21 protein-coding genes are annotated in these 24,199 nt (G+C 68.8%); 10 read left to right on the top strand and 11 right to left on the bottom strand.

Annotated elements, in window-relative coordinates; all coding sequences use genetic code 11:
• Positions 1 to 82: 82 nt before the first annotated feature.
• The 6 genes from ABDW31_RS21630 to ABDW31_RS21605 all read right to left on the bottom strand — a co-directional run bounded on the left by ABDW31_RS21630 (position 83) and on the right by ABDW31_RS21605 (position 5,757).
• Positions 83 to 451, bottom strand: a complete 369-nt coding sequence (locus tag ABDW31_RS21630; protein WP_343699545.1) for a hypothetical protein — start codon at positions 449 to 451, stop codon at positions 83 to 85.
• A 100-nt stretch (positions 452 to 551) separates the two neighbouring features.
• Entirely contained in the window at positions 552 to 3,140 is a 2,589-nt protein-coding gene (locus ABDW31_RS21625; protein WP_343699544.1) for a TonB-dependent receptor, read from the bottom strand.
• Between the two features lie 114 nt (positions 3,141 to 3,254).
• Positions 3,255 to 3,719 carry a DUF6644 family protein gene (locus tag ABDW31_RS21620; RefSeq protein WP_343699543.1) on the bottom strand — a complete coding sequence of 155 codons (465 nt, stop codon included), beginning with the start codon at positions 3,717 to 3,719 and terminating at the stop codon, positions 3,255 to 3,257.
• Positions 3,720 to 3,735: 16 nt separating this feature from the next.
• Positions 3,736 to 4,224 (bottom strand): DUF6644 family protein, encoded by a 489-nt coding sequence (locus tag ABDW31_RS21615; protein ID WP_343699542.1) that lies wholly within the window; start codon positions 4,222 to 4,224, stop codon positions 3,736 to 3,738.
• Between the two features lie 14 nt (positions 4,225 to 4,238).
• On the bottom strand, positions 4,239 to 4,670 hold the full coding sequence (locus ABDW31_RS21610) for a DUF6152 family protein (RefSeq protein WP_343699541.1): 432 nt from the start codon (positions 4,668 to 4,670) through the stop codon (positions 4,239 to 4,241).
• 79 nt (positions 4,671 to 4,749) lie between these two features.
• Complete coding sequence (locus tag ABDW31_RS21605) at positions 4,750 to 5,757, bottom strand: LysR substrate-binding domain-containing protein (RefSeq protein WP_343699540.1); 1,008 nt, start codon at positions 5,755 to 5,757, stop codon at positions 4,750 to 4,752.
• 316 nt (positions 5,758 to 6,073) lie between these two features.
• Here ABDW31_RS21605 and ABDW31_RS21600 point away from each other — a divergent pair, with 316 nt between their 5' ends.
• Together ABDW31_RS21600 and ABDW31_RS21595 are read left to right on the top strand one after the other, a co-directional pair.
• On the top strand, positions 6,074 to 7,054 hold the full coding sequence (locus ABDW31_RS21600) for a hypothetical protein (RefSeq protein ID WP_343699539.1): 981 nt from the start codon (positions 6,074 to 6,076) through the stop codon (positions 7,052 to 7,054).
• 33 nt (positions 7,055 to 7,087) lie between these two features.
• A complete protein-coding gene (locus ABDW31_RS21595) occupies positions 7,088 to 7,981 on the top strand; it encodes a hypothetical protein (protein ID WP_184720549.1) in 894 nt (297 codons plus the stop codon).
• Between the two features lie 47 nt (positions 7,982 to 8,028).
• Here ABDW31_RS21595 and ABDW31_RS21590 read toward each other — a convergent pair whose 3' ends face one another.
• Together ABDW31_RS21590 and ABDW31_RS21585 are read right to left on the bottom strand one after the other, a co-directional pair.
• Positions 8,029 to 8,562 (bottom strand): cytochrome c, encoded by a 534-nt coding sequence (locus ABDW31_RS21590; RefSeq protein ID WP_184720556.1) that lies wholly within the window; start codon positions 8,560 to 8,562, stop codon positions 8,029 to 8,031.
• 149 nt (positions 8,563 to 8,711) lie between these two features.
• Entirely contained in the window at positions 8,712 to 9,935 is a 1,224-nt protein-coding gene (locus ABDW31_RS21585; RefSeq protein WP_184720558.1) for a helix-turn-helix domain-containing protein, read from the bottom strand.
• A gap of 231 nt (positions 9,936 to 10,166) precedes the next feature.
• Here ABDW31_RS21585 and ABDW31_RS21580 point away from each other — a divergent pair, with 231 nt between their 5' ends.
• Together ABDW31_RS21580 and ABDW31_RS21575 are read left to right on the top strand one after the other, a co-directional pair.
• Entirely contained in the window at positions 10,167 to 11,273 is a 1,107-nt protein-coding gene (locus ABDW31_RS21580) for a dipeptidase (RefSeq protein WP_343699538.1), read from the top strand.
• 2 nt (positions 11,274 to 11,275) lie between these two features.
• Positions 11,276 to 12,094 carry a PhnD/SsuA/transferrin family substrate-binding protein gene (locus tag ABDW31_RS21575; protein WP_343699537.1) on the top strand — a complete coding sequence of 273 codons (819 nt, stop codon included), beginning with the start codon at positions 11,276 to 11,278 and terminating at the stop codon, positions 12,092 to 12,094.
• A gap of 6 nt (positions 12,095 to 12,100) precedes the next feature.
• Here ABDW31_RS21575 and ABDW31_RS21570 read toward each other — a convergent pair whose 3' ends face one another.
• Positions 12,101 to 12,721 (bottom strand): YceI family protein, encoded by a 621-nt coding sequence (locus ABDW31_RS21570; protein ID WP_184720564.1) that lies wholly within the window; start codon positions 12,719 to 12,721, stop codon positions 12,101 to 12,103.
• A 267-nt stretch (positions 12,722 to 12,988) separates the two neighbouring features.
• Between ABDW31_RS21570 and ABDW31_RS21565 the strand changes: the two genes are divergently transcribed.
• Entirely contained in the window at positions 12,989 to 14,968 is a 1,980-nt protein-coding gene (locus tag ABDW31_RS21565; RefSeq protein ID WP_343699536.1) for a TonB-dependent receptor, read from the top strand.
• Between the two features lie 5 nt (positions 14,969 to 14,973).
• Positions 14,974 to 16,476 (top strand): PepSY-associated TM helix domain-containing protein, encoded by a 1,503-nt coding sequence (locus ABDW31_RS21560; protein WP_343699535.1) that lies wholly within the window; start codon positions 14,974 to 14,976, stop codon positions 16,474 to 16,476.
• On the opposite strand, the gene ABDW31_RS21555 is transcribed toward ABDW31_RS21560, so the two are convergent.
• Complete coding sequence (locus ABDW31_RS21555; RefSeq protein WP_343699534.1) at positions 16,473 to 18,101, bottom strand: ABC-F family ATP-binding cassette domain-containing protein; 1,629 nt, start codon at positions 18,099 to 18,101, stop codon at positions 16,473 to 16,475. The two genes, ABDW31_RS21560 and ABDW31_RS21555, sit on opposite strands and share 4 nt — an antisense overlap.
• A gap of 214 nt (positions 18,102 to 18,315) precedes the next feature.
• On the opposite strand from ABDW31_RS21555, the gene ABDW31_RS21550 reads away from it, so the two are divergent.
• A complete protein-coding gene (locus ABDW31_RS21550; RefSeq protein WP_343699533.1) occupies positions 18,316 to 21,126 on the top strand; it encodes a PAS domain-containing protein in 2,811 nt (936 codons plus the stop codon).
• On the opposite strand, the gene ABDW31_RS21545 is transcribed toward ABDW31_RS21550, so the two are convergent.
• Positions 21,123 to 21,581, bottom strand: coding sequence for an Lrp/AsnC family transcriptional regulator (locus tag ABDW31_RS21545; protein ID WP_343699532.1), 459 nt, complete (start codon positions 21,579 to 21,581; stop codon positions 21,123 to 21,125). The genes ABDW31_RS21550 and ABDW31_RS21545 overlap by 4 nt on opposite strands.
• A 104-nt stretch (positions 21,582 to 21,685) precedes the next feature.
• Here ABDW31_RS21545 and ABDW31_RS21540 point away from each other — a divergent pair, with 104 nt between their 5' ends.
• The 3 genes from ABDW31_RS21540 to ABDW31_RS21530 all read left to right on the top strand — a co-directional run bounded on the left by ABDW31_RS21540 (position 21,686) and on the right by ABDW31_RS21530 (position 24,096).
• Positions 21,686 to 22,477: a tryptophan 2,3-dioxygenase gene (locus tag ABDW31_RS21540; protein ID WP_184720575.1), complete on the top strand. Its 792-nt coding sequence runs from the start codon at positions 21,686 to 21,688 to the stop codon at positions 22,475 to 22,477.
• On the top strand, positions 22,474 to 23,643 hold the full coding sequence (locus tag ABDW31_RS21535) for an aminotransferase class V-fold PLP-dependent enzyme (RefSeq protein WP_343699531.1): 1,170 nt from the start codon (positions 22,474 to 22,476) through the stop codon (positions 23,641 to 23,643). The genes ABDW31_RS21540 and ABDW31_RS21535 overlap by 4 nt, the downstream gene beginning before the upstream one ends.
• A gap of 84 nt (positions 23,644 to 23,727) precedes the next feature.
• The gene (locus tag ABDW31_RS21530) at positions 23,728 to 24,096 is read left to right on the top strand and encodes a hypothetical protein (protein ID WP_343699530.1); all 369 of its coding nucleotides are present in this window, start codon (positions 23,728 to 23,730) and stop codon (positions 24,094 to 24,096) included.
• The last annotated feature ends 103 nt before the right edge of the window (positions 24,097 to 24,199 follow it).

The following is a 24,199-nucleotide window of genomic DNA, read 5'->3' as shown; positions in this document are numbered from 1 at the left end:
TCGTCGTCTCCCTGGATTATCGCTCCGGCCGCCGAAGCTCTTCATTCCATCTTATAGGAGACTTTCTCACATCGTGGAGCCCTTAGACTCCCTTCACCCAGACCTTGACCCACCACTCGGCGCGCTCGCCCTCCAGGGCGGACGTCGTCCAGGCCAGGACGTCGGGATGGGTCATCCAGAAGCCCAGCGGCGGGGCGTGGTCGCTGTTCTCGAAGTTCAGGTCCGGCTCGCGGTCGCGGGGCACATTGGCGTTCGGCATGGCCCAGTCCTCCTGCGGCGGCATCCGCACGCCGTCCAGGAAGTGCAGCGCGGCCTGGATCGCGCCCGCCAGCGGCTCGGTCGTCACCTCGCCCATCGCCGGGTGCCGGCGCAGGAAGGCGACGCCGGCGGCGTCGGTCAGCACGACGGGTTTGAACGCCGAGGGTGGTTTGGGCGAAGCGGCCGAGGTCATGGCGGCAAGCTAGGCGGGTCGGCCGGCCGGCGCTAGGCCCCGGCCGCCCTTGGCGAGGATGGATGACGGCGACTGCGCGCCCACCGGCATCCGCCCCCCGTCAGTACTGGTAGCGCACCGTGGCGGACCAGAACGCGCCCTCGGGACCGATCGCGCCGTTGTTCTGGTAGGAATAGATCGCCTGGGCCGGCAGCAGCGGATCGGGCGTCCTGGTCGGCTTGGCCCCGAAGACATTGCTGCCCGACACCGTCAGGCGCACGTTCTCACGCACGTCGACCGAGACGTTCAAGTCGGTCGTCCACAGTCCGCCGATGTCGTAGTCGTACTGGGTGACCCCCGCCCACGGGCCGGTGGTCGGCGGCACATTGACCGTGCCCGAGCGCCGCAGCTTGCCCCAGTGGCTCTGGCGGACATTGACGTCGAACGGCCCGCGCTTCCAGCCCGCCGACAGGATGTGCTTCGACTTCGGGACCGAGTTCTTCAGATTGATGGCCGCGCTGCTATCCAGCAGCGTGATGCCGTACGAGGCCAGCACCGGCGGGGCGTCATAGATCTTGCGCAGCGAGATCTTGTTGAAGTTGGCCGCATAGCCCAGCGTGAAGGTGTCGCGCTCGAGCCTGAACACCTTGTCGGCGGTGATCTCGATGCCGTCCGTGCGGATGTCCGACGAATTGACCAGATAGCTGATGCCGTCGCCGCGCAGGATGCGGCCGTTGGTCAGCTGCTCCGACAGCGACGGACTGCCGGTCGCCGGGCCCAGCGGACGGGCCGCGACGTTGAAATTGGCGATCTGGGTGATGCGGTTCTCGACGTCGATGCGATAGGCGTCGACGGCCAGCTTGATCCCCCAGAACGGCTCGGCCACGAAACCGAAGCTGAGATTGACCGAGGTCTCCGGCTGCAGCGGCGAGGCGCCCAGGGCTTGGGCCTCGGGCGACAGCACCGACAGCACGTAGTTGGTGCTGGTGTTGGAGTTGCCGGTCGAACGGTAGGACAGCGACGCGAGCGCCGGCGCGTGGAAGCCGGTGCTAACCGTGCCGCGCACGGCCAGGCGTGGGCTGATCTCATAGCGGCTGGAGGCCCGCCAGGTCGACTTCGAGCCGAAGTCGGAGAAGTCCTCGTAGCGGGCGGCCAGGTCGACGGTCCATTGCGGCGTCAGGTTCAGGCCAGCGCCGACATAGAGCGACAGCGCCTTGCGATCGATGTTCTGGACGTCGGCGGGGCTATAGCCCGGCAGGGCCTGGGAGACGCCCAGCGAGCGCGGGATGATCTGGCCAGCGCGCGGACCGTCCAGCACCCGCGGCGGGTTGGCGGCGGAGTTCACGCCGGGCACGCCCCAAGTGTAGGAGGCCACGTCGCCGGCGGTCAGGGCGAAGTCTTCCTTGCGGTACTCCGCGCCCACCGACAGGTCGGTCGGGATCGACCACAGACTCACCGACCGCTTGAAGTCCAGGTTGCTGGTCCAGGCCGAATAGCGGTTGCTGCCCAGGTAGAAGTCTGTCGGGCTGGCCAGGCCCCACGAGGCGTTGATCGAGTTGGTGACGTACAGGTCGACCTTGTCGCGGCCGTAGTTGGTGCTGAGATCCCAGTCCCAGCCCAGCAGATCCTTGCCGCGGATGCCGATCGCCGAGGAATAGTCCTTCTCGTCGATCTCCTCGACGGGGGTGAAGCCGTCCGGATAGATCGCCCGCACCACCTCGTCGCGGTTGGGCGTGCGGAAGTTTTGCGGCGCGGCCGAGGTGCGCTCGGCATAGGTGAAGAAGCCGTAGGCCTCGGCGGTCTCGCCAATCGGATGGGCGATGTCGGCGGCCAGCGACTTCAGGGTGAACGGCGCCTTGCCCAGGTTCTTCCAGGCGTTGTTGTCGCGCGTGGCCTCGCGCGGATTGGGCACGGCGTTGGCCGGCAGGCTGGGATTGCTGTTCAGAGTTCCGGCCGGAACGACCTCCTGTCCCGTGATCGTGCTGATCGGGAAATAGAACAGCAGGTTCGGGTTCACCGGGCTGTTGCGGATGACGATCTTCTGGTCGTCGTACTGGCCGGTCAGGCGCAGGTGGCCGCCCTGGCCGAACTTGAAACCCTGGCTCAGCTGCACCACTGTGGTGGCGCCGTCGCCCTCGGTGAACTTCCCATAGCGGACCGAGCCGAAGCCGCCCTCGGCGTCGTCCTCAGTGATGATGTTGATGACCCCGGCGATGGCGTCCGAGCCGTACAGCGCCGAGGCGCCGTCACGCAGCACCTCGATCCGGCTGATGGCGCCGCTGGGGATCAGCGACAGGTCGACCGGCGCGGTGGCCGAGAAGCCGCCCGCACCCAGAAAGGCCGTCGAGTGGCGACGCTTGCCATTGACCAGCACCAGGGTGTGGCCGGGGTTCTGGCCGCGCAGCTGGCCGGCGCGGACCATGCTGCCGATGTTGGGCGTCGGCACATTGGGTACGAAGAACGACGGCAGGGTCGCGCCCAGTTGCTCCAGCAGATTGGCCTTGTTTGCCTGCTCGATCGCCTGGTTGCTCAGCACGTCGATGGGGGCCAGGGCGCTGCTGACGGTGCGGGCCGCGCCGCGCGAGCCGGTGACGACCACGTGGTCGACCTGGCCTTCGGGCGCCACCTCGTCGGCGCGCGCCAGCGGCGCGGCAGCGAGAACGGAAAACCCGACGGCGGTCAGTAGTCGGCGGCGAAAGACTTGGCGCATTTTGATCCCCTCATGACGCTCACTTGTCGTTGAGGGGAGAAGCAACACATTGAGAAAAATCACTCAACTAGTTGAATTTATGGTATTTTTTAACCGACTTATAGCTTCTGGTTATCAGATCAGGCCCAGCCACCGGCCGGCCACCAGAGTCGACAGCCAGAAGACCAGCGACGCGCCCGCCAGCCCGCGACTGAGCCTCTCGGCGCCCCCGCGACGCAGGGTCGTCAGCACCCCGACCTGGAGGGCGAGCGCCACCACCAGCAGGGCCAGCTTCACCGGGAAAAGCGGGTTGGTGTAGTACTTGTAGGGCCCCGCAGCGACCAGCAGCACGCCGGAGACGGCGACCAGCGCCAGGGCGGTCCAGAAGGCCCTGGAGACCCCATCCGCCACCGTGACCGCCGGCGTGCTCCGGAAGATCACCCGCAGCGCGCCCAGGTCGGCGGCCAGCACCGTTCCGCCCAGCAGCGCCAGGCCCAGCAGGTGCGAGGACTCGACCATCGAAAAGGCGAAGGTCGAGGCCTTCAGGAACTGGCCCGGCGGAGTTTCGCCCAGCCACAGGAAGGCGTCGAGAAGCGACATCGCGGTCCTTCAGCTCTCAGTAGTAGGCGATCAGGCGGCCGGTCACGATGACCCCCGCCCACAGCAGCAGCGAGGCCAGCCCAGCGGCGCGGGCCGAGCGCGGGATGGCGCCCTCCCCCCAGGTCTCGATGGCCTTGTAGGTCGTCGAGTGGAACAGCAGGACGTTGATCCCGGCCACGATCAGCAGGCCGAACTTGATGCGCAGGAAGAGGTTCTCGTAGATCTTCTCGGACTGGGCGACGAACAGCAGCCCGCCGCTGATCACCATCACCGCAAAGCCGACCCAGGTGACCGGAAGCAGCGGCCGAGCCACCGTCACCGGCGTCAGGCGACGGAACACCACGCCCAGCAGGCGCAGGTCCACCAGGGCGATGGGCCCGGCCATCAGGGCGATGCCGATGATGTGGAAGGTCTGGATGACGGGGAACGCGAGCTCGGACTCGCGCACCGCCGTCGCCACGGGCCACTCGTAGACCCAATGGATGGCCGACTGCAGAACGGACATGGACGGATCGTCGACTAGCGCGGGGCCGGACCGGCGTCGCCGGGGCCACCGTCACCGGGCGTACCGCCGGCGACCACGCGGCCGCCCGGCAGGGTGATGCGGCGGGCGTCGATGATCTTGGCCCCAGTCTTGGCCAGGTAGCCGTCGACGATCAGGGTGTCCCCCACCTTGATGTCGCCCTTGCTGAAGCCACGACGGTTCAGGGCGCCCGGCCCCGCCCCCTCGCAGGCCCAGACCGAGGTCTGGCCGTTGGCGCCCTTCACCTCGAGATGGAAGTACGAGTGCGGGTTGGTCCACTCGACCTTGACCAGCTTGCCGCTCAGCCGCACCGGCTTGGCCGCGTCGTACATGGCCGAGAACGAATGGTGGGCGAATGCCGGGGCCGCCATCGCCATCGCCAGGCCGACCAGGGCGGCGCGGCGCGCCAAAGTCTCACGCGAACTCATCTTCGAAGAACCTCCACTGGGTCGGGGCGACTGCTTAGCTCTTGGTCCGAGCCGGTCGTAATTCCCGCTGGTCATAAGCTTATGCGGCGGCCTGGCGGCCGGCGGTGCGGGCCGTGCGGTCCTCGACCTGCCGGCGCCATTCGCGCCAGTCGGGGGCGTCGGCGGCCGGCGACAGGCCACCCGGCTGCAGCCCGCGCGTCAGGTCGCGACGCGTGACGTGCGGGGCCAGGGCGGCCACGAAGTCGATGACATAGTCCCGCGCCACGCGGTCTCGGCGCAGCAGGGCATAGGCGCTACACGCCGGCAGGCCGGTCACGGGGCGGCGCACGAGGTCGGCGTCGACATCGGCCATCTCGGCCAGCAGCCCCACGCCCAGGCCGGCGCGGACATAGGTCTTGATCACCTCGATGTCGTGGGCGGCATAGGCGAACTGCGCCGAGGACCCGGCCCGGGCGAAGGCTGCGGCGACCGAAGCGTGCGAGCCTAGGGCCGACTCGTAGCCGATCAGCGGATACGCCGCGAGTTCGGTCAAGCTCAGCGGCCCCTCAGTGCTCGCCAAAGGATGGTCGGCTGGGAACAGCGCGATGCGCCGCCAGTGGTAGAGCGGCACCACCAGGTCGGCGGTCTGCGGCCAGTCCATCGAGCTGGCGATCAGCAGGTCGGCGTCCTGCTTGGCCGAGACCGAGCGCTCGGCGTCGCTGAACAGGTTGAGCCGGACGCTGACGTCGGGCGAGCGCGCCTTCAGCTGCTTCAAGGCCGGCGGCAGCACGAAGCGCGCCTGGGTCTGGGTGGTGGCGATGACCATCTCGCCCACGGCGTCGCGCCGGTGGTTGGCGGCCAGGGTGCGGATGTTGGCGGCCTCGGACAGGATCACCCTCGCCCGCTCGATGACCTGCGAACCGGCCGGCGTCACCCGCTCCAGGCTCTTGCCGCGCCGATCGAAGATCTGGAAGCCCAGCTCCTCTTCCAGGAGCTTCAGCTGCTTGGAGATCCCCGGCTGGGTGGCGTGGACGCGCTCGGCCGCCAGGGTGATGTTCAGATTGGCGTCGATGATCGCCAGCAGATATCGCAGTTGCGCCAAGGTCATAGCGTGATCGAGCCCCCTCATGATCGAGCCGGCTCAATTCCTACTTACGCAATATGCATTTGGTCGATTAAGTTTTTCTCCGCCGCGCATTAGTCGACCACGCCGATTGGCCCGCTACGGCGAGCGCAGCAGGTTCGAGGCAAAGCAAAAAACCAGAACTCGCCGCCCCGCGCTTATGCCTGCAAAGCATAAGCACATGCCGACAAGCATTGTGCGCCTGGATTTACGGCTAAGTCATCGACCGACATCTTCCGCCGACCGCGACCCGGCCTGTCGGGACCGCCGGCCCGATCATGTCTTGTCGAGGATGTTTCGCTTGATCCGAGGTTCCACCCCCGCCGCGCTGGGCGCGGCGATCACGCTTGCGGCCATGGGCGCAGTCGCGCCGGCCAGCGCCCAGACGCTTACCGGCAAGGCCGCCGAGGCGGCGATCCTGGGCGCGCCCTATCGCGGCGCTGCCGTCGCCACCCCGCGCGGCGCCGACGGCAAGCCCGTGCTGACCGGCTTTTGGAAGCTGCTGCACGAGACCGGCAAGCCCGACGGCAACATCGGCAAGGACCTGCCTGGCTACGCCCTGCCCTTCACCGCCAAGGGTAAGGCCGCGTTCGAGGCCAACCAGAAGGTCATCGATCCGGAAGCCCGCTGCCTGATCTCCGGCGTGCCGCGCCTGCTGACCAGCGTCCTGCCGTTCGAGATCCTGCAGACGCCCAAGCGCCTGGCCACCTTCCACCAGCTGAGCTGGCACCGCTGGGTGTGGCTGGACGGCCGCCAGCCCGACGCCGATCCGGATCCCCGCTACCTGGGCAACGCCATCGGCCACTGGGAGGGCGACACGCTGGTGATCGAGAGCACCGGCTTCCAGGACAGCGCCGACGGCAAGGTGTGGATCGACGACAACGCCAACCCCATCAGCGGCCAGGCCAAGGTGGTCGAGCGCTGGAGCCGTCCCGACTTCCACCACCTGAACCTGGAGCTGACGGTCACCGACCCGACCTACTACAGCAAGCCGATCACCTATCGCCGCAGCTGGGTCGCCGGCGCGGCCGGAGAGCACCTGAAGGAATTCTCCTGCGAGTGGAACACCTGGTGGGTGCTCAACAATCTGGAGCCCGGCCCCGGCCCGATCGGCAAGAACGGCAACCGCGGCTTTGGCCCCGACAACCAGATCGTCCCCGACCTGCCGCTGGGCGCGGTCGAGGGCAATCGCGGCACGGGCTACTGGCTCTATCGCACCAACAAGAAGAAGCCCTCGGACCTGCCGCCGCCCCCGCCGGGCGCCGTCGCGGCCGCGCGCTGACCTCATCCCTTCTCCAGATTCCAGAGGCTTTCCATGCGCATACAGCGCGCTCTTTACGTTTACGCCCTGCTGGCCGCCGTCGCCGTGCCGACGCTCGCCCAGGCCCAGGCGGTCGATCCCAATCCCGAGACCAGCGTCGCCCAGGCGGTGACGGCGAAGGCCGACGCCGCCACGCCCGTGCCGCGCGGCCTGGACGGCAAGCCCGACCTGTCGGGCTTCTGGCGACCGGTGCGTACGCCCGGCAAGCCCGGCGGCAACATGGGCAAGGACCAGCCCAATTTCGACCTGCCCTATAGCGAGCAGGGCCGCCGCGCCCGGCTCTATTCGCAGAACCACACGGTCGATCCCGAGGCCGTCTGCATCCTGGGCGGCATCCCGCGCCACAACGCCTCGGGCCTGGCCTTCGAGGTGCTGCACACGCCCCAGCGCCTGGCCACGCTCTACAACTACAACACCCACCGCTGGGTCACGATCGGCGAGAACCAGACCTTCCCCGCCAAGCTGGAGCCCAGCTACTTCGGCACGGGCCTGGCGCACTGGGAGGGCGAGACCCTGGTGATCGAGACCCGCGGCCTGCGCGACAGCTCCAAGGACAAGATCTGGCTGGACGAGAACGGCGACCCGACCAGCGACCAGACCACCGTGGTCGAGCGCTGGACCCGTCCGGCCTACAACCAGCTCAAGCTGCAGATGACGATCACGGACCTGAAGTACTACACGCGCCCGTTCCAGTTCGACCGCACCTGGCAGCTGGCCGATCCGGGCGCGGGGGCCAACGAGTACGCCTGCAACGAGAACAATCTCGACGCCGAGCACATCGGCCCCGGCGCCGGCGTCATCGGTCCCGACGGCAACCGGGGCTTCGGCTACGACGCCCCCCTGCCCGCCCAGCCGCCTGGGCCCGAGGCCTACGACATCAAGCAGTGACCGCTTCAGCCCCGGCCGTCCTGGCCGGGGCTTTTTCGTGGAGGCCGTCACGGCTTGGCCGGGGCGAACCAGAACTGTCCGTGGCAAGCGTGGCAGGTCTCCAGCAGTTTGCTGCTGGCCAGTTCCAGCTGGTCGACGTCGCGTTTGTCGACCGCCGTCAGCACCGCCTGCGCCGCCCCCTGCAGACGCCAGGCGCGCTCGTTGAACACCGGCCGGTTCTTGTCCAGCGCCGCCTGGATCTGGGCGCCGTTGGACACCCAGCCCTCCTCCTCGCTCTCGACCTTGGCGCCAGCCTTCAGCAGCGGACGTCCCTCCATGACCAGGAGATTGGGCGCCTCCAGCAGGGTGACGGCGGCGTTGCGCAGGGCCTTCCAGTCCTCGTCGGTCTTGGGCGCGCGGGTGACCGTGCCGCTGGCGTCGGAAATGGTCGCCGTCGCGCCCCAGATCGCGTCGGCAGGCGCATCGACCTGCGACTGCATGATCTCCTGGAGGCTGACCTTGGCGCTGGGATGCGGCGCGTCAGGCGTCCGCTGGCATCCGGCCAGCACCACGGCGACGACGAGCAAGGCGGGGTGTTTCATCTCAGATCCTTCTGGTGGAAAGCCCGCGCACGCGGCGGCTGACCTGAGATCTCGAGACCACGCGACGAGGGTATGCAGGAAGGTGGAAACCGGTTGGCGCGGCCCCGTACAACGGTTGCCGCGCACGTTCATGAACGGCGCTAAGCCCTTCAGCCGACTGGGAAATGCGCGCCGCGCCCACCCGCGCCCCAGATCGCGGCCTGGTCGCGCGGCGCGGCCACCAGCAGGCGGCCATCGACGTTCAGCTGGTCCAGACCGTCGATGACATAGAGAGCCTCGAAGGCCGGCGCGCCCGCCGCCTTGCCGGCCAGTTGGCGCAGGCCGTCACGGCTGGTCACGGTCTCGGCGACCTGAGACAGCGCCGCGTCGCGGGTGCCGGCGATGATGACGATGCGGCCGCCAGCCGGGCCGGCGAAGCTGCCGACATAGCCGTAGTCCTCGTACATGCCCTTGTTCTCGATCGCCTCCATCGCCTGGCTGGCGTAGCGGCGGCCGGTCTTGCGATCGACCAGCTCGTCATAGGTCTGGCCGACCTCGAAGCGCGAGCCGGAGAACACCGCCTCTTTCAACGGGCCAAGGCCGCTGAGGTAGCCGATGTAGACGAGGTTGTTCTCCTTGATCATCGCCGGGGTCAGCTGCGAGGCGGTCACCGTGCGCGGGGCCTGGGGACCCAGCAGCGGCGCGACCTGGGCGATGGCCTTGGCCGCCCCGACGGGCACATAGGTCAGGCCAAGGTCGAAGTAGCGCTCGCGGCGGTCCGGTTGGCGAGCGGCGGCGCGGGCTAGGTCGGTGGCGGATTCGACGCCGTACTCCCGCACCAGTCGGTCGGGCTGCCCCTCGCGATATTCGCCGAAGATGTAGTAGTCGCCGACCACGATCAGGGTGGGTCTCTGGCTGTCGGCCAGCGCCTGCCAGGGGCCCAGCGCGGCCGGCTCGCCGCTGGACATCAGCCAGCTTCCGCCGGCCCAGGCCAGCGGCGCGCCCAGGGTCAACAGGGCCAGGGCGGCCAGGGCCGGCGCCAGGCGCTTGCCGCGCGGCTTGGCGCGTTCGACCGGAGCGGCCAGGGCCAGCCGGTACTCGCCGCGCGGAATGGTCAGGGCGATCGGCGCGCCCTCGAAGGCCGGCGCAGACTCCAGCCGCTTGCGCAGCTTGTGGACATAGACCCGGGCGACGGCGTCGTGGGTCGGGTCGAAGTCGGGCCGCCGGCCGAACACCGCGACAGCGACCTCGCTCTCCTTGGGCGACCGCTCGGCGCCGGCGTGTTCGGCCAGATAGTCGAACAGGCGCAGCAGCAGGGTCGAGCGCCCCAGCGCCCCGCTGCGCCGCACGCGATCGATCTCGGCCGGTAGGGCCGACGGCTTGGCGGCAGTCATCACGGTCACTCCGATTCCGGACGAGATCACCCCATGCTCAGCCGCCCTCGGCGCGCCGCGCGATCCCTCTTCCGCGCGTCATGGCACGCAGCCAAATCAAGCACTTATGACGATCAGCAATAAGCATATGCGTGCTCCAGCCGCGCTATCGGACCGTCCAGAAAAGCTGACCTTTAATTCCTACTCATTAGATAGATTATCGAAACCTCCCCATCCTCTGGAGGCCTTGAGATGCAGACGCCGACCCGCCGCGCCACCTTCGCGATCCTGACCGCCGCCGCTGTGCTGGCCGCGTCACAAGCCTCGGCGCAGACACCTTCCACCAAGGCCGTCCACGACCGCCTGCTGGTGCTGGACAGCCACGTCGACGTGCTGCTGCCGGGGACCAATCCCCGCTACTTCGCGCCGGACGGGACCTCGTTCACCAGCCTGGACAAGCTGAAGGCCGGCGGGGTCGACGCGCTGGTCTATGCGGTGGCGGTCTCGACCGGTCCGCGCACCGCCGAAGGCTATGCTGCAGCCGCCACGGAGGCCAAGGCCAAGCTGGCGGCGATCCAGGCCCTGCCCCAGGAAAGCGGCGGCGCCATCCAGCTGGCCCGCACCCCGGCGGACGTTCGCCGCATCGTCGCCGGCGGCAAGATCGCGGTGCTGACCGGCTTCCTAAACGCCTACTCGCTGGGCGAGGACCTGGCCGCGTTCGATCCCTATTTCGCCGGCGGCGTGCGGGTCGCGGGCCTGACCCACGCCGGCAACAACGCCTTTGCCGACTCCTCGCGGCCCCAGGCCGGGACCGGGGCCGAGCACGGCGGTCTCTCGCCGTTGGGCAAGGCCGCCATCGCGCGCTTCAACGACCTGGGCGTGCTGGTCGACGTCTCGCAGCTGACCCCGGACGGCCTGCGCCAGGTCCTGGCCATCACCCGCGCCCCGGTCGTGGCCAGCCACTCCGCCGCGCGGGCCCTGGTCGACGTGACCCGCAACCTCTCCGACGCCGAGCTGGACGCCATCAAGGCCAATGGCGGCGTCGTGCAGGTCCCGGCCTTCAACAGCTATCTGGCGGCCAAGCCCGCCGGCCAGGACGAGCAGCCCAAGGCGACGGTGAAGGCCTATGTCGACCACATCGACTACATCGCCAAGCGGATCGGCGTGGACCATGTGGGCGTCGGCACCGACTTCAACCACGGCTCGGGGATCGTCGGTTTCGCCGACGCCAGCCAGGCCCCGGCGGTGACGGCCGAGCTGCTGGCGCGCGGCTACAGCCAGGCGGACCTGGCCAAGATCTGGGGCGAGAACTTCCTGCGCGTGCTGGGCGCCGCCCAGGCCGCGGCCAAGGCCAGCTGACGATGAGCGGCGGGACGGAGCGGGTCGCCGGCCTGCCGATGTACGACCTGCCCGAACTGCAGGACGCCAATGACACGCTGTGGGCGGCGCTGCGCGGACGTCTGTCCGTCGCCGGCGTCGCCACGCCCGAGCGGCTGGATCGCACCCGGCCTCTCGAGAGTCTGTGGACCAGTCCCGGCCTGGTGCTGGCCCAGACCTGCGGCTATCCGCTGGGCAAGACGCTCTATGACAAGGTCCAGCTGATCGGCACGCCGCGCTATCTGGCCCATGGCTGCGAGGGGCCGTTCCACCGCAGCGTCGTCGTGGTGCGCGCCCATGACAGGGCCGAGAGCCTGTTCGAGCTGCGAGGACGGCGCTGCGCGGTCAATGCGCTGGACAGCAACACCGGCATGAACCTGCTGCGCGCCGAGATCGCGCCCCTGGCCAAGGGTGCGCCGTTCTTCGGCGCTGTCACCGTGACCGGGGCCCATGTCGAGAGCGCCCGCACGGTGGTCGAGGGTGAGGCCGACCTGGCGGCGATCGACTGCGTGACCTGGGCCCACCTGCGCCGCCATCGGCCCAAGCTGACCGGCGCGCTGCGCATCCTGGCCTGGACGTCGCGTACGCCGGGCCTGCCGCTGATCGCGGCGCCGAACCTGTCGCGGGCGGTCTACAACGCGATCCGGCGAGCGTTGGACGAAGTGATGGCCGACCCGGCCCTGCGCGAGACCCGTCGGCTGCTGCTGCTGGACGGCGTCCACGCCCTGCCGCTCACCCATTATCGCGCGGCGAACTACCTGGAAGAGCTCGCCGCGCGACAGGGCTATCCGGCCCTTATTTGACTACCTTTATTTGACCTGGTCGAACTCGACGTCGATCTGAAGCTCGACCTCGGGACCAACCGGGCCGACCAGATAGGTCAGGCCGAACTCGCGGCGATCGAACTTGCCGGTGGCGGCGAAGCCCAGCTTGGCGCCGTCCTTGGCCTTGCCGACGCCGCTGAACACCACATCCAGCACGACCGGCTTGGTCACGCCCAGGAAGGTCAGATCGCCGGTGACCTTGCCCGTGGTCGGGCTTTGCAGGGCGATCGACTTCGACACGAAGGTGATGGTCGGGAACTGGCTCGACTTGAAGAACTTGTCGCCCGCCAGTTCCGCGGCGAAGCCAGCGACCGGCGTGTTGATCGAGGTCGGATCGATGGTGACCGACAGGCTCGATTGCTCGGGCTTCTGGCTGTCCCACTTCAGCGAGCCTTCCAGCTTGTCGAAGCGGAAGACGCTCTTGGACACGCCCGCCTGGTGGTCGATGCGGGCGATCAGCGCCGCATGGCGGGTATCCAGCGCATAGGTCCCGGTCGGGGCCGAGGCCGGGTTGCGGTCCGGCGCGGCCCAGGCAGATCCCGTTGAGAGGGGGCCGGCCAGAAGCGCCAGCGCGGCGAGAGCGGGGAGAAGACGAGCCCGAACCATTTCAGTTCCTCTTGAAGCCATAGCGACCAGACCGGCGCAGACTGCCCATACCGTCTGGCCGGCGGCCAGCCGATATGACCATCGGGGATAAACTTATTCGCTCCCGCCGTGATCGACGGCGCCGCACCGCCCGATAACGCCCGCCGTCACCGTTACCGCGCCGTTCCTCAACCTGAAACGAACCGTAACCCGCGCGACGCCGAGCCCGCCCCTGAGCATAGCGACGTCTTCCCGCGCCTGACCGTCAGGCGCTCTTGAGAAGATGCGATGTCCCTCCCCGCCCTCCACGCCGCGCTCGCGGCCGCCCTGCTCTCGCCTTTGGGGGCTCATGCGGCCGAACAGATCCCGGCCGGCACGGAGGTCGACGGCGTCCAGATCACCGCCCGCAGCCTGGAGGAAACCCTGCCGCTGGAGCTGTCGCGCTACGGCAGCGACGTGGCGATCATCACCGCCCGACAGGTCAAGGACGGCGGCTTCGTCGACACCGTCCAGGCGCTGCAGACCCTAACGCCCGGCCTCTATATCGCGCCCGGCGCCGGGCCGTTCAGCTATGTCGACCTGTCGCTGCAGGGCTCGCGCACCCAGGACGTGCTGTGGACCGTCGACGGCGTGCGGATCAACAACCGGCTCTACAACTCGACCACGCCGGTCGACACGCTGCCCGCCAGCATGATCGAGCGGATCGAGGTGCTGAAGGGCGGCCAGGGCCTGTTCTACGGCACCCAGGCCGCGGCCGGCGTCATCAACGTCGTCACCCGCGCCTTCTCGAACGAGACCGGGGGCGAGCTGACCCTGGGCGGCGACACAAACGACACCTTCCATGCCGACGGCTATCTGCGCGGAGCCCTGGGCCGCCACAAGTACGTGGTCTACGCCTCCAAGGACGAGAGCGACGGCATCACGCCTTATGACGTGATCCAGCCCAGCGCCACCGACCGCAAGCGCGGCTTCGACGTGGTCACCCTGGGCCTGAAGTACGGATTCGACTTCACCGACGACCTGCGCTTCACGGCCAGCTGGCAGCACACCAACGCCAAGCTGGACAACCTGTCGCCGCGCCTGGTGCGCACCAGCTACAACGACCGCGACGAGGAGATCGTCAGCGTCCGCCTCGACTACACCCCCAGCGACCAGGCCCAGTTCTTCCTCAAGGGCTATTTCCACGACTGGGACACGACCTACGAGAACGTCCAGAACGGCGCGTCCGGCCCGGTCGTCGTCTACCCGGCCGGCACCTACTGGGGTTATCAGGACTACGGCGTCAGCGCCCAGGCCAAGCTGCGGCCGCACAGGGGCCTGGAGTACCAGCTCGGCTACGACTTCCAGAACTTCAAGGGCCGCGACGAGGTCCTGCTGATCGACGGCAAGACCGAGCAGGTCCACGCCCTGATCGCCCAGGTGCGCACGACGGAAGACCTGATCCAGAACGGCGCCCTGACGTTCGGCGTGCGCTACAACCATGGCCAGGGTTCGGACACCACGATCTGGACGCTGAGCGGTCGCTATGACCTGGCGCCGGGCCTCTATGTCGAGGGCGTCGGCGGGACCTCGTTCCTGCTGCCAGACGCCGAGCAGCTGTTCGGCGTCGATCCGTGCTGCGCGCGCGGCAATCCCGACCTTAAGGCCGAGAAGAGCCGCAATGTGAACCTGGCGCTGGGCGGCGCGCTGTCCGCCGGCCGCGTGGGTTGGAAGGTCACGGGCTTCTCGCGCCGGATCGACAACCTGATCGCCGACGACTACGCCAACCCCGCCTATCCCGACGGCCTCTATGTCAATGTCGACGGCACGGTGCGGGTGGACGGCGCCGAGGCGGCGGCCCAGGCCGACCTCGGCGCGGGCTTCGCCCTCAACGCCAGCTACACCTACACCAAGTCGCGCAACGCCGGCGCCAGCCTGCAGCGCGACCGCACCCCGCGCGACTTCGCCAAGGCCTCGCTGTCCTGGGCGCCGACCGGCAAGCCCTATGGCGCGGACCTGTCGGTGAACTGGACCGGCGACATCTGGCAGACGGTGTCGGGCTTTGGCCGGATCAACTACGGCGGCTTCGTCGTCGCCGACATCGCCGCGCACGTCTTCCTGGACGCCGAGCGTCACCACCGCCTAGGCCTGCGGGTGCAGAACCTGTTCGACGAGGACTATGCCGCTCGCCTGGGCTCGGCCCCGAAGGACGGCTCGACCAGCCGCTTCCTGTACCGGAACCTGGGCGTGCCGCGCACCGCCCACGTCCGCTACAGCTACGCGTTCTGACGACCATGGCGACGCTCAACTGGCGGCCGGCGTGGAAGGTCGCCAAGCGCTGGCTCTACATCGTCCATCGCTGGCTGGGCGTCGCCGCCTGCCTGCTGTTCGTGCTGTGGTTCGTCTCGGGCGTGACCATGATGTACGTGCGCTTCCCGCGCCTGCACGAGGCCGAGCGCGTGGCCCACAGCGCGCCGATCGACTGGGCCAGGGTGCGGCTGGATCCGCAGGCGGCGATCGCGGCGGCGGGCGCCAAGGCCTTCCCGGCCGACCTGACCCTGGCGATGTGGGGCGGTGAGCCGGTCTATCGGCTGATCGAAGGCCGCAAGCGCCTGGGCGTCTCGGCGGTCGATGGCCGGGTGATCGGACAGGTCGACGTCGAACAGGCCAGGACCGTGGTCGCCGCCGCCTGGCCGAACGCCTCGCCCCGCTTCCTGCGAACGCTGCGCCGCGATCAGTGGACGGTCGCCCAGGCCTTCGACGCGGCGCGACCGCTGCACCTGTTCGCCCTGGACGATGCGGCCAGGACCCAGATCTATGTCGGCGCAAAGGGCGGTGAGATCGTGCTGGACACCAACCGGACCGAACGGTTCTGGAACTGGCTGGGAGCGGTGCCGCACTGGCTTTACTTCACGGCCTTGCGGGCGCTGCCCGGCGCCTGGACTCAAGTGGTGCTGTGGACCTCGGGCCTGGCCATGGTCAGCGCGGTCAGCGGCCTCTGGATCGGCCTGCTGCGCGTGCGGATCCAGCGACGCTACGCCGGCGGCCGCATGTCGCCCTATCGCGGCTGGATGACCTGGCACCATCTGGTCGGCCTGGCCGGCGGGCTGTTCGTGCTGACCTGGGTGTTCAGCGGCTGGATGTCGATGGGTCCCAACGGCTGGGGCGGACCCGGCGAGACCGTGGTGCGCGGCCGCAAGCAGTGGATGGCTCCGTCAGAGGCCGCCTATCCCCTGGACAGCGCGGCCCTGAGGGATCGTTCCGCCGACCGGCTGGCGCGGTTCTACTGGCTGGGCGAGCGGCCGTTGATACTGGTCGACGACGGACAGGCCAAGGCGGTGCTCGATCCCGTCAGCGGGCGTCCCCTCAGCTTCACCGACGATGAACTCTTCGCCCGCGCCGCCGGCCTCGTCCCCGGCGCCCGCCTGGTCATGCGCGATCGCCTGACAGAGGACGACGCCTACTGGTATGGCCACCACGAGCCCGCGCCGCTGCCGGTTCTGCGGGCCGGCTTCGACGATCCCGCGCGCAGCTGGTTCTACATCGATCCGACGACCGGCCGAATGGTGGGCGTGGCCGACCGGTCGCTGCGCCTGTACCGCTGGACCTTTTCGGCCCTGCACAGCCTGGACTTCCAGTTTCTGTTGGCCCGTCGGCCGCTGTGGGACATCGTGGTCTGGCTGCTCAGCGCCCTGGGCCTGACCCTCTCCGTCACCGGCGTGGTGATCGGCTGGCGGCGGATCAAGGCCGACCTGGCCAAGTCCCGCCTCAGGCTCCGCGCGCGAGGCGTTCCCTAGCCTTCCGGATGCAGGCCCGGCGCTTCCTGACCCGTGCGGGCGACATATTCGGTGTAGCCGCCACCGTACTGGTGGACGCCCTCGGGCGTCAGTTCCAGCACACGGTTCGACAGGGCGCCCAGGAAGTGGCGGTCGTGCGAGACGAACAGCATGGTGCCTTCGAAGTCGGCCAGGGCCGCGACCATCATCTCCTTGGTGGCGATGTCCAGGTGGTTGGTCGGTTCGTCGAGGACCAGCAGGTTCGGCGGATCGAACAGCATCTTGGCCATGACCAGACGCGCCTTCTCGCCGCCGGACAGGACGCGGCAGGGCTTTTCAACGTCGTCGCCGGAGAACCCGAAACAGCCCGCCAGGGTGCGTAAGGCGCCCTGCCCCGCCTGTGGGAACGAGCGTTCCAGCGACTCGAAGATCGTCTCTTCGCCGTCCAGCAGGTCCATCGAGTGCTGGGCGAAATAGCCCATCTTGACGCTGGCGCCGATGTTGACCGTGCCCTCGTCGGGCTTGGTGTCGCCGGCGACCAGCTTCAGCAGGGTCGACTTGCCCGCGCCGTTGGCGCCCAGCACGCACCAGCGCTCCTTGCGGCGCACCAGGAAATCCAGGCCGTCGTAGATCGGCTTGTCGCCATAGCCCTTGCGGACGCCCCGCAGGTTGATCACGTCCTCACCCGACCGGGGCGGGCTCTGGAACTCGAACTGGACCGTCTGGCGGCGGCGCGGGGCCTCGACGCGCTCGATCTTGTCCAGCTTCTTGACCCGGCTCTGCACCTGGGCGGCGTGCGAGGCGCGCGCCTTGAACTTCTCGATAAACTTGATTTCCTTGGCCAGCATGGCCTGCTGGCGCTCGTACTGCGCCTGGCGCTGCGCCTCGCTGAGCACGCGTTGCTGGTCGTAGAAGTCCAGGTCGCCCGAATAGGTGATCAGCTGGCCGCCGTCGATCTCGACTACCTTGCCGATGATGCGGTTCATGAAGGCGCGGTCGTGCGAGGTCATCAGCAGCGCGCCGTCGTAGTTCTTCAGGAACGACTCCAGCCAGATCAGGCTTTCCAGGTCCAAGTGGTTGGACGGTTCGTCCAGCAGCATGCCGTCGGGACGCATCAGGAGGATGCGGGCCAGGGCCACGCGCATCTTCCAGCCGCCGGACAGCTGGCCGACATCGCCGTCCATGCGCTCCTGGCTGAAGCTCAGGCCGGCCAGCACCTCGCGCGCCCGCGCTTCCAGCGCATAGCCGTCCAGCTCCTGGAAGCGCTCCAGCACCTCGCCGTAGCGCTCCATGATGGTTTCCAGCTGGTCGGCCTGGTCCGGATCGACCATGGCGGCTTCCAGCGTGGCCATTTCGGCGGCCAGGGCGCTGACGGGGCCGACGCCGTCCATCACCGCGGCGACCGCGCTCTGCCCCTGCATCTCGCCGACGTCCTGGCTGAAATAGCCGATCTTGATGCCGGGATCGGTGACGACCAGCCCATCGTCGGGCTGCTCCTGGCCGGTGATCATGCGGAACAGCGTGGTCTTGCCGGCGCCGTTCGGGCCGACGAGCCCGACCTTCTCACCCTTTTGGATCCCCATCGAGGCGTCGATGAACAGGATCTGGTGGCCGTTTTGCTTGGAGATGTTGTCGAGGCGGATCATGGGCGCCCTGCTAACGCGGGCGGGGCCCCGGGTCTAGCCAGCGAACGGCCACATCCCGGCGATCCTGATGATTGCCCACCGGCGGTCTGATATTCGCCACGGCGGCGCCTTCAACCCATGATGGGGAGACGGCGACGATTTCGTGTCATAGGCGTTTCGCCTGCCGCGCCAGAACGCTACGCTGCGGATCCTGGCCAGCAGGAGGGAGCGGCGCGTGGGCGGTGATGGCGGCTTGGAACTGGGCGCTGACGAAGCCGAACGCCTCGCCGCGCTCAAGCGCCACAACATCCTGGATACCCCGCCCGAGCCGGCCTTCGACCGGATCGTGGATCTGGCCCGGATCGTCTGCGACGCCCCGATCGCCCTGATCAGCTTCATCGACCGCGACCGGCAGTGGCTGAAGGCCAAGGTCGGGCTGGATGTCGACGAGACCCCGATCGACAAGTCGGTCTGCGCCCTGGCCATCCGCTGGAAGGCCCTGTTCCAGATCCAGGACCTGTCGACCGACCCGCGCACCCGCGCCATGGAGCTGGACCGTGACGGCGCGCCGCTGCGCTTCTATGCCGGCATGCCCCTGGTCACCCGCGACGGCGTCGCCCTGGGCACGCTGTGCGTGGTCGACCTCAAGGCCCGCACGGGCTTGACCGAGGACGAGGCCAGCGGCCTGGCGATGCTGGCCCAGCAGGTCATCGAGCTGATCGAGGTGCGCGTCGCCGTCGACGACCGCGCCCGCCTCGCCAGCGAGAACCGCGAGAAGCTGGCCCTGGCCGTCAGCGCCGCGCGCATGGGCCAGTTCGACTACGTGCCGGCCACGGGCCACCTGGACTGGGACGACCGCTGCCGCGAGCTGTTCGGCCTGTCGCCGGGCGCGCCGGTGTCCTACGAGAGCGCCTTCCTGCCCGGCCTGCACCCAGACGATCGCGACGAGGCGGCGGCCGCCGTCGGCGCCTCGCTGGAGCAAGGCCTGCCGTTCGACGTCGAGTACCGCACCATTGGCCTTGAGGACGGGGTCGTGCGGCACGTCCACGCCCAGGGCATGCCGATCCTGGAGAACGGCCAGCCCGTCCGGCTGATCGGGACGGTCCAGGACGTCACCGCCGACCGCCTGCGCCGCGCCAAGCTGCTGGAGACCGAGGAGCGGCTGCGTCTGGCCCACCGCGCCACCAATGACGCCATCTGGGACTGGGATCTGGTCCGCGACCACGTCTTCTGGAACGAGGCGCTGTGCGAGGTCTATGGCTATCGCTCCGAGGAGGTCGTGAACGACGGCGCATGGTGGATCGAGCAGATCCATCCCGACGACCGCGCCCGCATCGATGAGAGCATTCACCTGATCATCGACGGCCAGGCTTCGGACTGGAGCGACGAGTACCGCTTCCGCCGGGCCGACGGGACCTATGCCGACATTCGCGACCGCGGCTACGTGCTGCGCGACGCCGGCGGCCGCGCGGTGCGGATGATCGGGGCTATGCTGGACCAGTCCGAGCGCGTGGCTATCGAGCGCGGCCTGGTCAACCAGATCGCCGTGACGGCCTCGGAACTGGAGCAGGTCTGGACCTCGACCAACGACCTGATGGGCCGCGTGGGCCTGGACGGACGGCTGCAGTCGGTCAATCCGGCCTGGGAGCGCCTGCTGGGCTGGCGTGAGGCTGACCTTCTGGGGCGGACGTTCTTCGACCTGATCGATCCGGACGACCGCACCGAGACCAGCGGCGTGGCCCAGCGCCTGGCGCGCGGCGAGCGGGTCAGCAACTTCGTCGACCGCGTGCTGGGGGCCGATGGCGACGCCCGCACCATCCTGTGGGACGCCATCCCCGACGGCGACCGCTTCTATGTCATCGGCCGCGACCTGACCGAACAGCGCGCCATCGAGGAGCGCCTGCGCCAGAGCCAGAAGATGGAGGCCGTGGGCCAACTGACCGGCGGCCTGGCCCACGACTTCAACAACATGCTGACGGGGGTGATCGGCAGCCTGGAGCTGCTGAAGCGCGATCTCTCCGGACAGCGCCTCGACCGGGTGGACCGCTACATGGACGCGGCGACCAGTTCGGCCCAGCGGGCGGCGGCCCTGACCCAGCGCCTGCTGGCCTTCTCGCGCCGCCAGTCGCTGGACGTGCGCACCGTCGATGTCGACCGGGTCATCGTCGGCATGGAGGAGCTGCTGCGACGCACCCTGGGCGAAGGCGTCGGCCTGGAGCTTAAGCTGGCGGCCGACGGCTGGAACGCCCGCACCGACGCCAACCAGCTGGAAAGCGCCCTGCTGAACCTGGCCATCAACGCCCGCGACGCCATGCCCGACGGCGGAAAGCTGACCATCGAGAGCCACGACCGCAGCCTGAACGCGGCCGCCGCCGGCGAGTTGGAAGACCTGCGCCCCGGCGAATATGTCGAGATCACCGTGTCCGACACCGGTGAGGGCATGACCCCGGACGTCGCGGCCAAGGCCTTCGACCCGTTCTTCACGACCAAGCCGATCGGCCATGGCACGGGCCTGGGCCTGTCGATGATCTACGGCTTCGTCAAGCAGAGCGGCGGCGTCGCCCGCATCGACTCCGAGCCGGGCCAGGGGGCGGTGATCCGCCTGTACCTGCCGCGCGACGCCGCCGAGATCGAGGACATCGCCGACACGCCCAGCACGCCCCTGGCGCCGGCCCGTGACGGCGAGCGGATCATGGTGGTCGAGGACGATCCGGCCGTGCGGATGCTGGTCACCGAGGTGCTGGGCGGCCTGGGCTACGCCCTGATCGAGGCGGCCGACGGGCGCGAGGCCTGCCGGCTGCTGGACGCCAGGCCGCGCATCGACCTGCTGGTCACCGATGTCGGCCTGCCGGGCCTGAACGGCCGCCAGTTGGCCGACTATGCCCGCCAAAAGCTGCCGGGCCTGCGCGTGCTGTTCATGACCGGCTATGCCGAGCAGGCGGCGGTGCGCTCGGGCTTCCTGGAGCCGGGCATGGACATCGTCACCAAGCCCTTCGCCATCGACGCCCTGTCGGCCAAGATCCGCGAGATGCTGGAAAGCCGCTAGAGCTCGGCCGTCAGGGCCCCACCCTGCTTGATCGCCTTCATGCAGACCGTGGTCGAAAACCGCTGCACGCCGGGTAGCTGGCTGATCTCCTTGCGCAGCAGGTGGTCGAGGGCGTCGACGTCGGCCGCCACGATGCGCAGCAGATAGTCCCCCGCTCCGGCCGTGGAGTGGCACTCGGTGATGGCCGGATGGCGCAGCACCGCGGCCTCGAACGCCTCGTAGCGGGCGAAGTCGACTGTGGCCTGGGCGTAGACGGTCAGGCCCTTGCCGATCGCCCGGGCGTCGATGCGGGCGTGATAGCCGGCGATGACCCCCTGCTTCTCCAGCGCCTGGACCCGTGACCAGCACGGCGACTTCGACAGCCCTACCCGCTCGGCCAGGGCCGCAAACGAGATGCGGGCGTCGGCCTCCAGGATGCGGAGGATCAACATGTCGATACGGCTCAGAGACGTCATTCGTTCTGCTCGAACATTGAATTTCAAGCCATCGTTCTAGCCGGCGTGACGCCGACGGCGCAAAGGAGAACAATGTGCCGAAAGAAGCCCCTTAAGGTTTCGACATGGCCCAAGACATGACTTACGCGCGGTACCTCGCGCTCGACACCCTGCTTTCGGCGCAGCAGCCACAGAGCGATCGGCACGACGAACTGCTGTTCATCGTCATCCACCAGACCAAGGAGCTGTGGCTCAAGGAGATCATCCACGAGGTGACCCTGGCCAAGCGCCTGATCGCCTCCGGCGATGTCGAGCCGGCCTACAAGGCCCTGGCGCGGGTCTCGCGGATCCAGACGGTGATGACCCTGTCGTGGGACATCCTGGCGACCATGACCCCGGCCGACTACCTCAGCTTCCGCGGCTCTCTGGGCACCAGCTCGGGCTTCCAGTCGCACCAGTTCCGCACCCTGGAATACATGCTAGGCCTGAAGGACCAGCACTTCCTGAAGTTCCACCAGGAGGGCTCCGACGCCCTGGCCCAGCTGCAGGCCGCGCTCAACGCCCCCAGCCTGTACGACGTCGCCATCGCCCAGCTGCCGCGCCATGGCCTGGCGGTGCCCGACAGCGCCCTGCACCGCGACTTCAGCGTGACCTACGAGCCCTCCCCCGAGATCGAGGCGGCCTGGCTGGAGGTCTATCGCGACACTCAGCGCTATTGGGAACTGTATCAACTGGCTGAGAAGCTGGTCGACCTGGACGACGCCCTGGTCACCTGGCGCCACAAGCACGTTCTGACCGTCGAGCGGATCATCGGCGGACGCCCGGGCACGGGCGGCACCGACGGCGTCGGCTATCTGGCCGGCACCCTGCGCCGCCGCGCCTTCCCCGAGCTCTGGACCCTGCGGGGCAAGCTGTGACCACCGCCCGCAAGGATCTCTTCTCCAAGGCGCTGAGCGTACCGGGTCGCCTGCACATGGCCGCCCACAGCCATCACCTGTGGCCGGACGTCACCCTGGCCGCCCAGGTCGAGGCCTGGGAGGACGCCGTCGTCCTGGCCGACCACAAGTGGGACAAGGCGCTGGGTCAGGTCTATCCGGCCGCCCAAGCGCTGGTGGCGCGCGAACTGAACCTGCCCTCGCCCGACAGCGTCGTCTTTGGCCCCAATACCCACACCCTGCTGGCGGTGCTTCTGTCGGCGTTCGACCGCAAGCCCGTGCACGTGCTGGCCACCGATGGCGAGTTCCACTCGTTCCGCCGCCAGGCCCAGCGCTGGGTCGAGGCTGGCCAGATCGAACTGACGGTCATTGACAGCCAGGCCCCTGACTTCGCCGAGCGGTTTCTGGGAGCCGCCAAGGCCGGCGGTCACGACCTGATCTTCGCCAGCCACGTCTTCTTCAAGACCGGCCAGGTGTTCGAGCGCGCCTGGGAGTTGGCCCACCTCGCCAAGCCCGAGGGCCCGTGGGTGGTGATCGACGGCTATCACGGCTTCCGCGCCGTCCCGACCGATCTGGCGGCCGTGGCGGACCGGGTCTTCTATCTGGCCGGCGGCTATAAGTACGCCATGGCCGGCGAAGGCGCGGCGTTGCTGCATGCCCCGGCGGGCTTCGCGCCCCGTCCCGTCCTGACCGGCTGGTACGCCGAGTTCGGCGACCTGGAAGGCCCGCCCGGCGGGGTCGGCTACGCCCGTGACGCCGGCCGCTTCCTGGGCGCAACCTTCGACCCGTCGGGCCTGTATCGTTTCGTGGCGGCCGGCCAGATGCTGGAGACCGAGGGCCTGACCACCGCCGCGGTCGCCGCCCATGTCCGCGCCCTGCAGAGCGACCTGCTGGCCCGCATCGCCGCCGGCGCGGCCGGACCACTGAAGGAGGCCGTCGTGCTGAACCCGCCCGGCGAGGGTCCCCAGGCCCGTTTCCTGGCGCTGCGCCACCCCGACGCCAACGCCTGGAAGCAGGCCCTGGCGGCCCAGGGCGTGGTCGTCGACGTGCGCGACGACGTCCTGCGGATCGGCCTGTCGATCTATCACGACGCCCAGGACATCGCCGATTTCAACGCCGCCTGCGCCCGATCTCTAAATTCGATCTGAGAAATTGATCTAGATTGTTGCGAAGCATTGCTGGACCGCTATTCGGGATTGCGAATAAGTCGCATTCCTCATAGAAGCCCGCCCGTGTCGTTCAACCTTCGCCTTTTCCTGGTCATTCTTCACGCCGCCTTCGTGGTGGCGATGGGCGTGCAGTCGGCGTTGGACACCCCGCACCACTACACGCCGCCGGGTCATCAGGTCCTGGCGTCCGCGGCGGGCGACGAACAGGCCCAGACGGCCGGCGACCTGATCCAGGCCGCCGACGATGAGTCCTCGGCCTCGCAGAACGAGACCGAAACCAGCGTCGATCACGCGATGATCGGTCCTGGACCGCTGGCGGGGCTCCCTCCCCTCCGCGCCCAGACCAGCCTCGACCTGACGGCGGATGGACTGCCCGGCGGCCGCCCGGCCGCCACGATCGAACGCCCGCCGCGCGCCGCCCTGGCCGCCTGAAGCGTGAGCGGGGCCCCGCCCCGCGCCTGAACCCAAGACCCGAACCGTAACCGCGGACGAAGCGCCGAACGGCCCTCCGTGTCCTCCAGCTCGGACTGCGCGC

Source organism: Caulobacter sp. (assembly GCF_039596335.1).
Lineage (GTDB): Bacteria > Pseudomonadota > Alphaproteobacteria > Caulobacterales > Caulobacteraceae > Caulobacter.
Note: the sequence above shows the minus strand (reverse complement) of the source record. Positions and strands in the feature narration are given on the sequence as shown.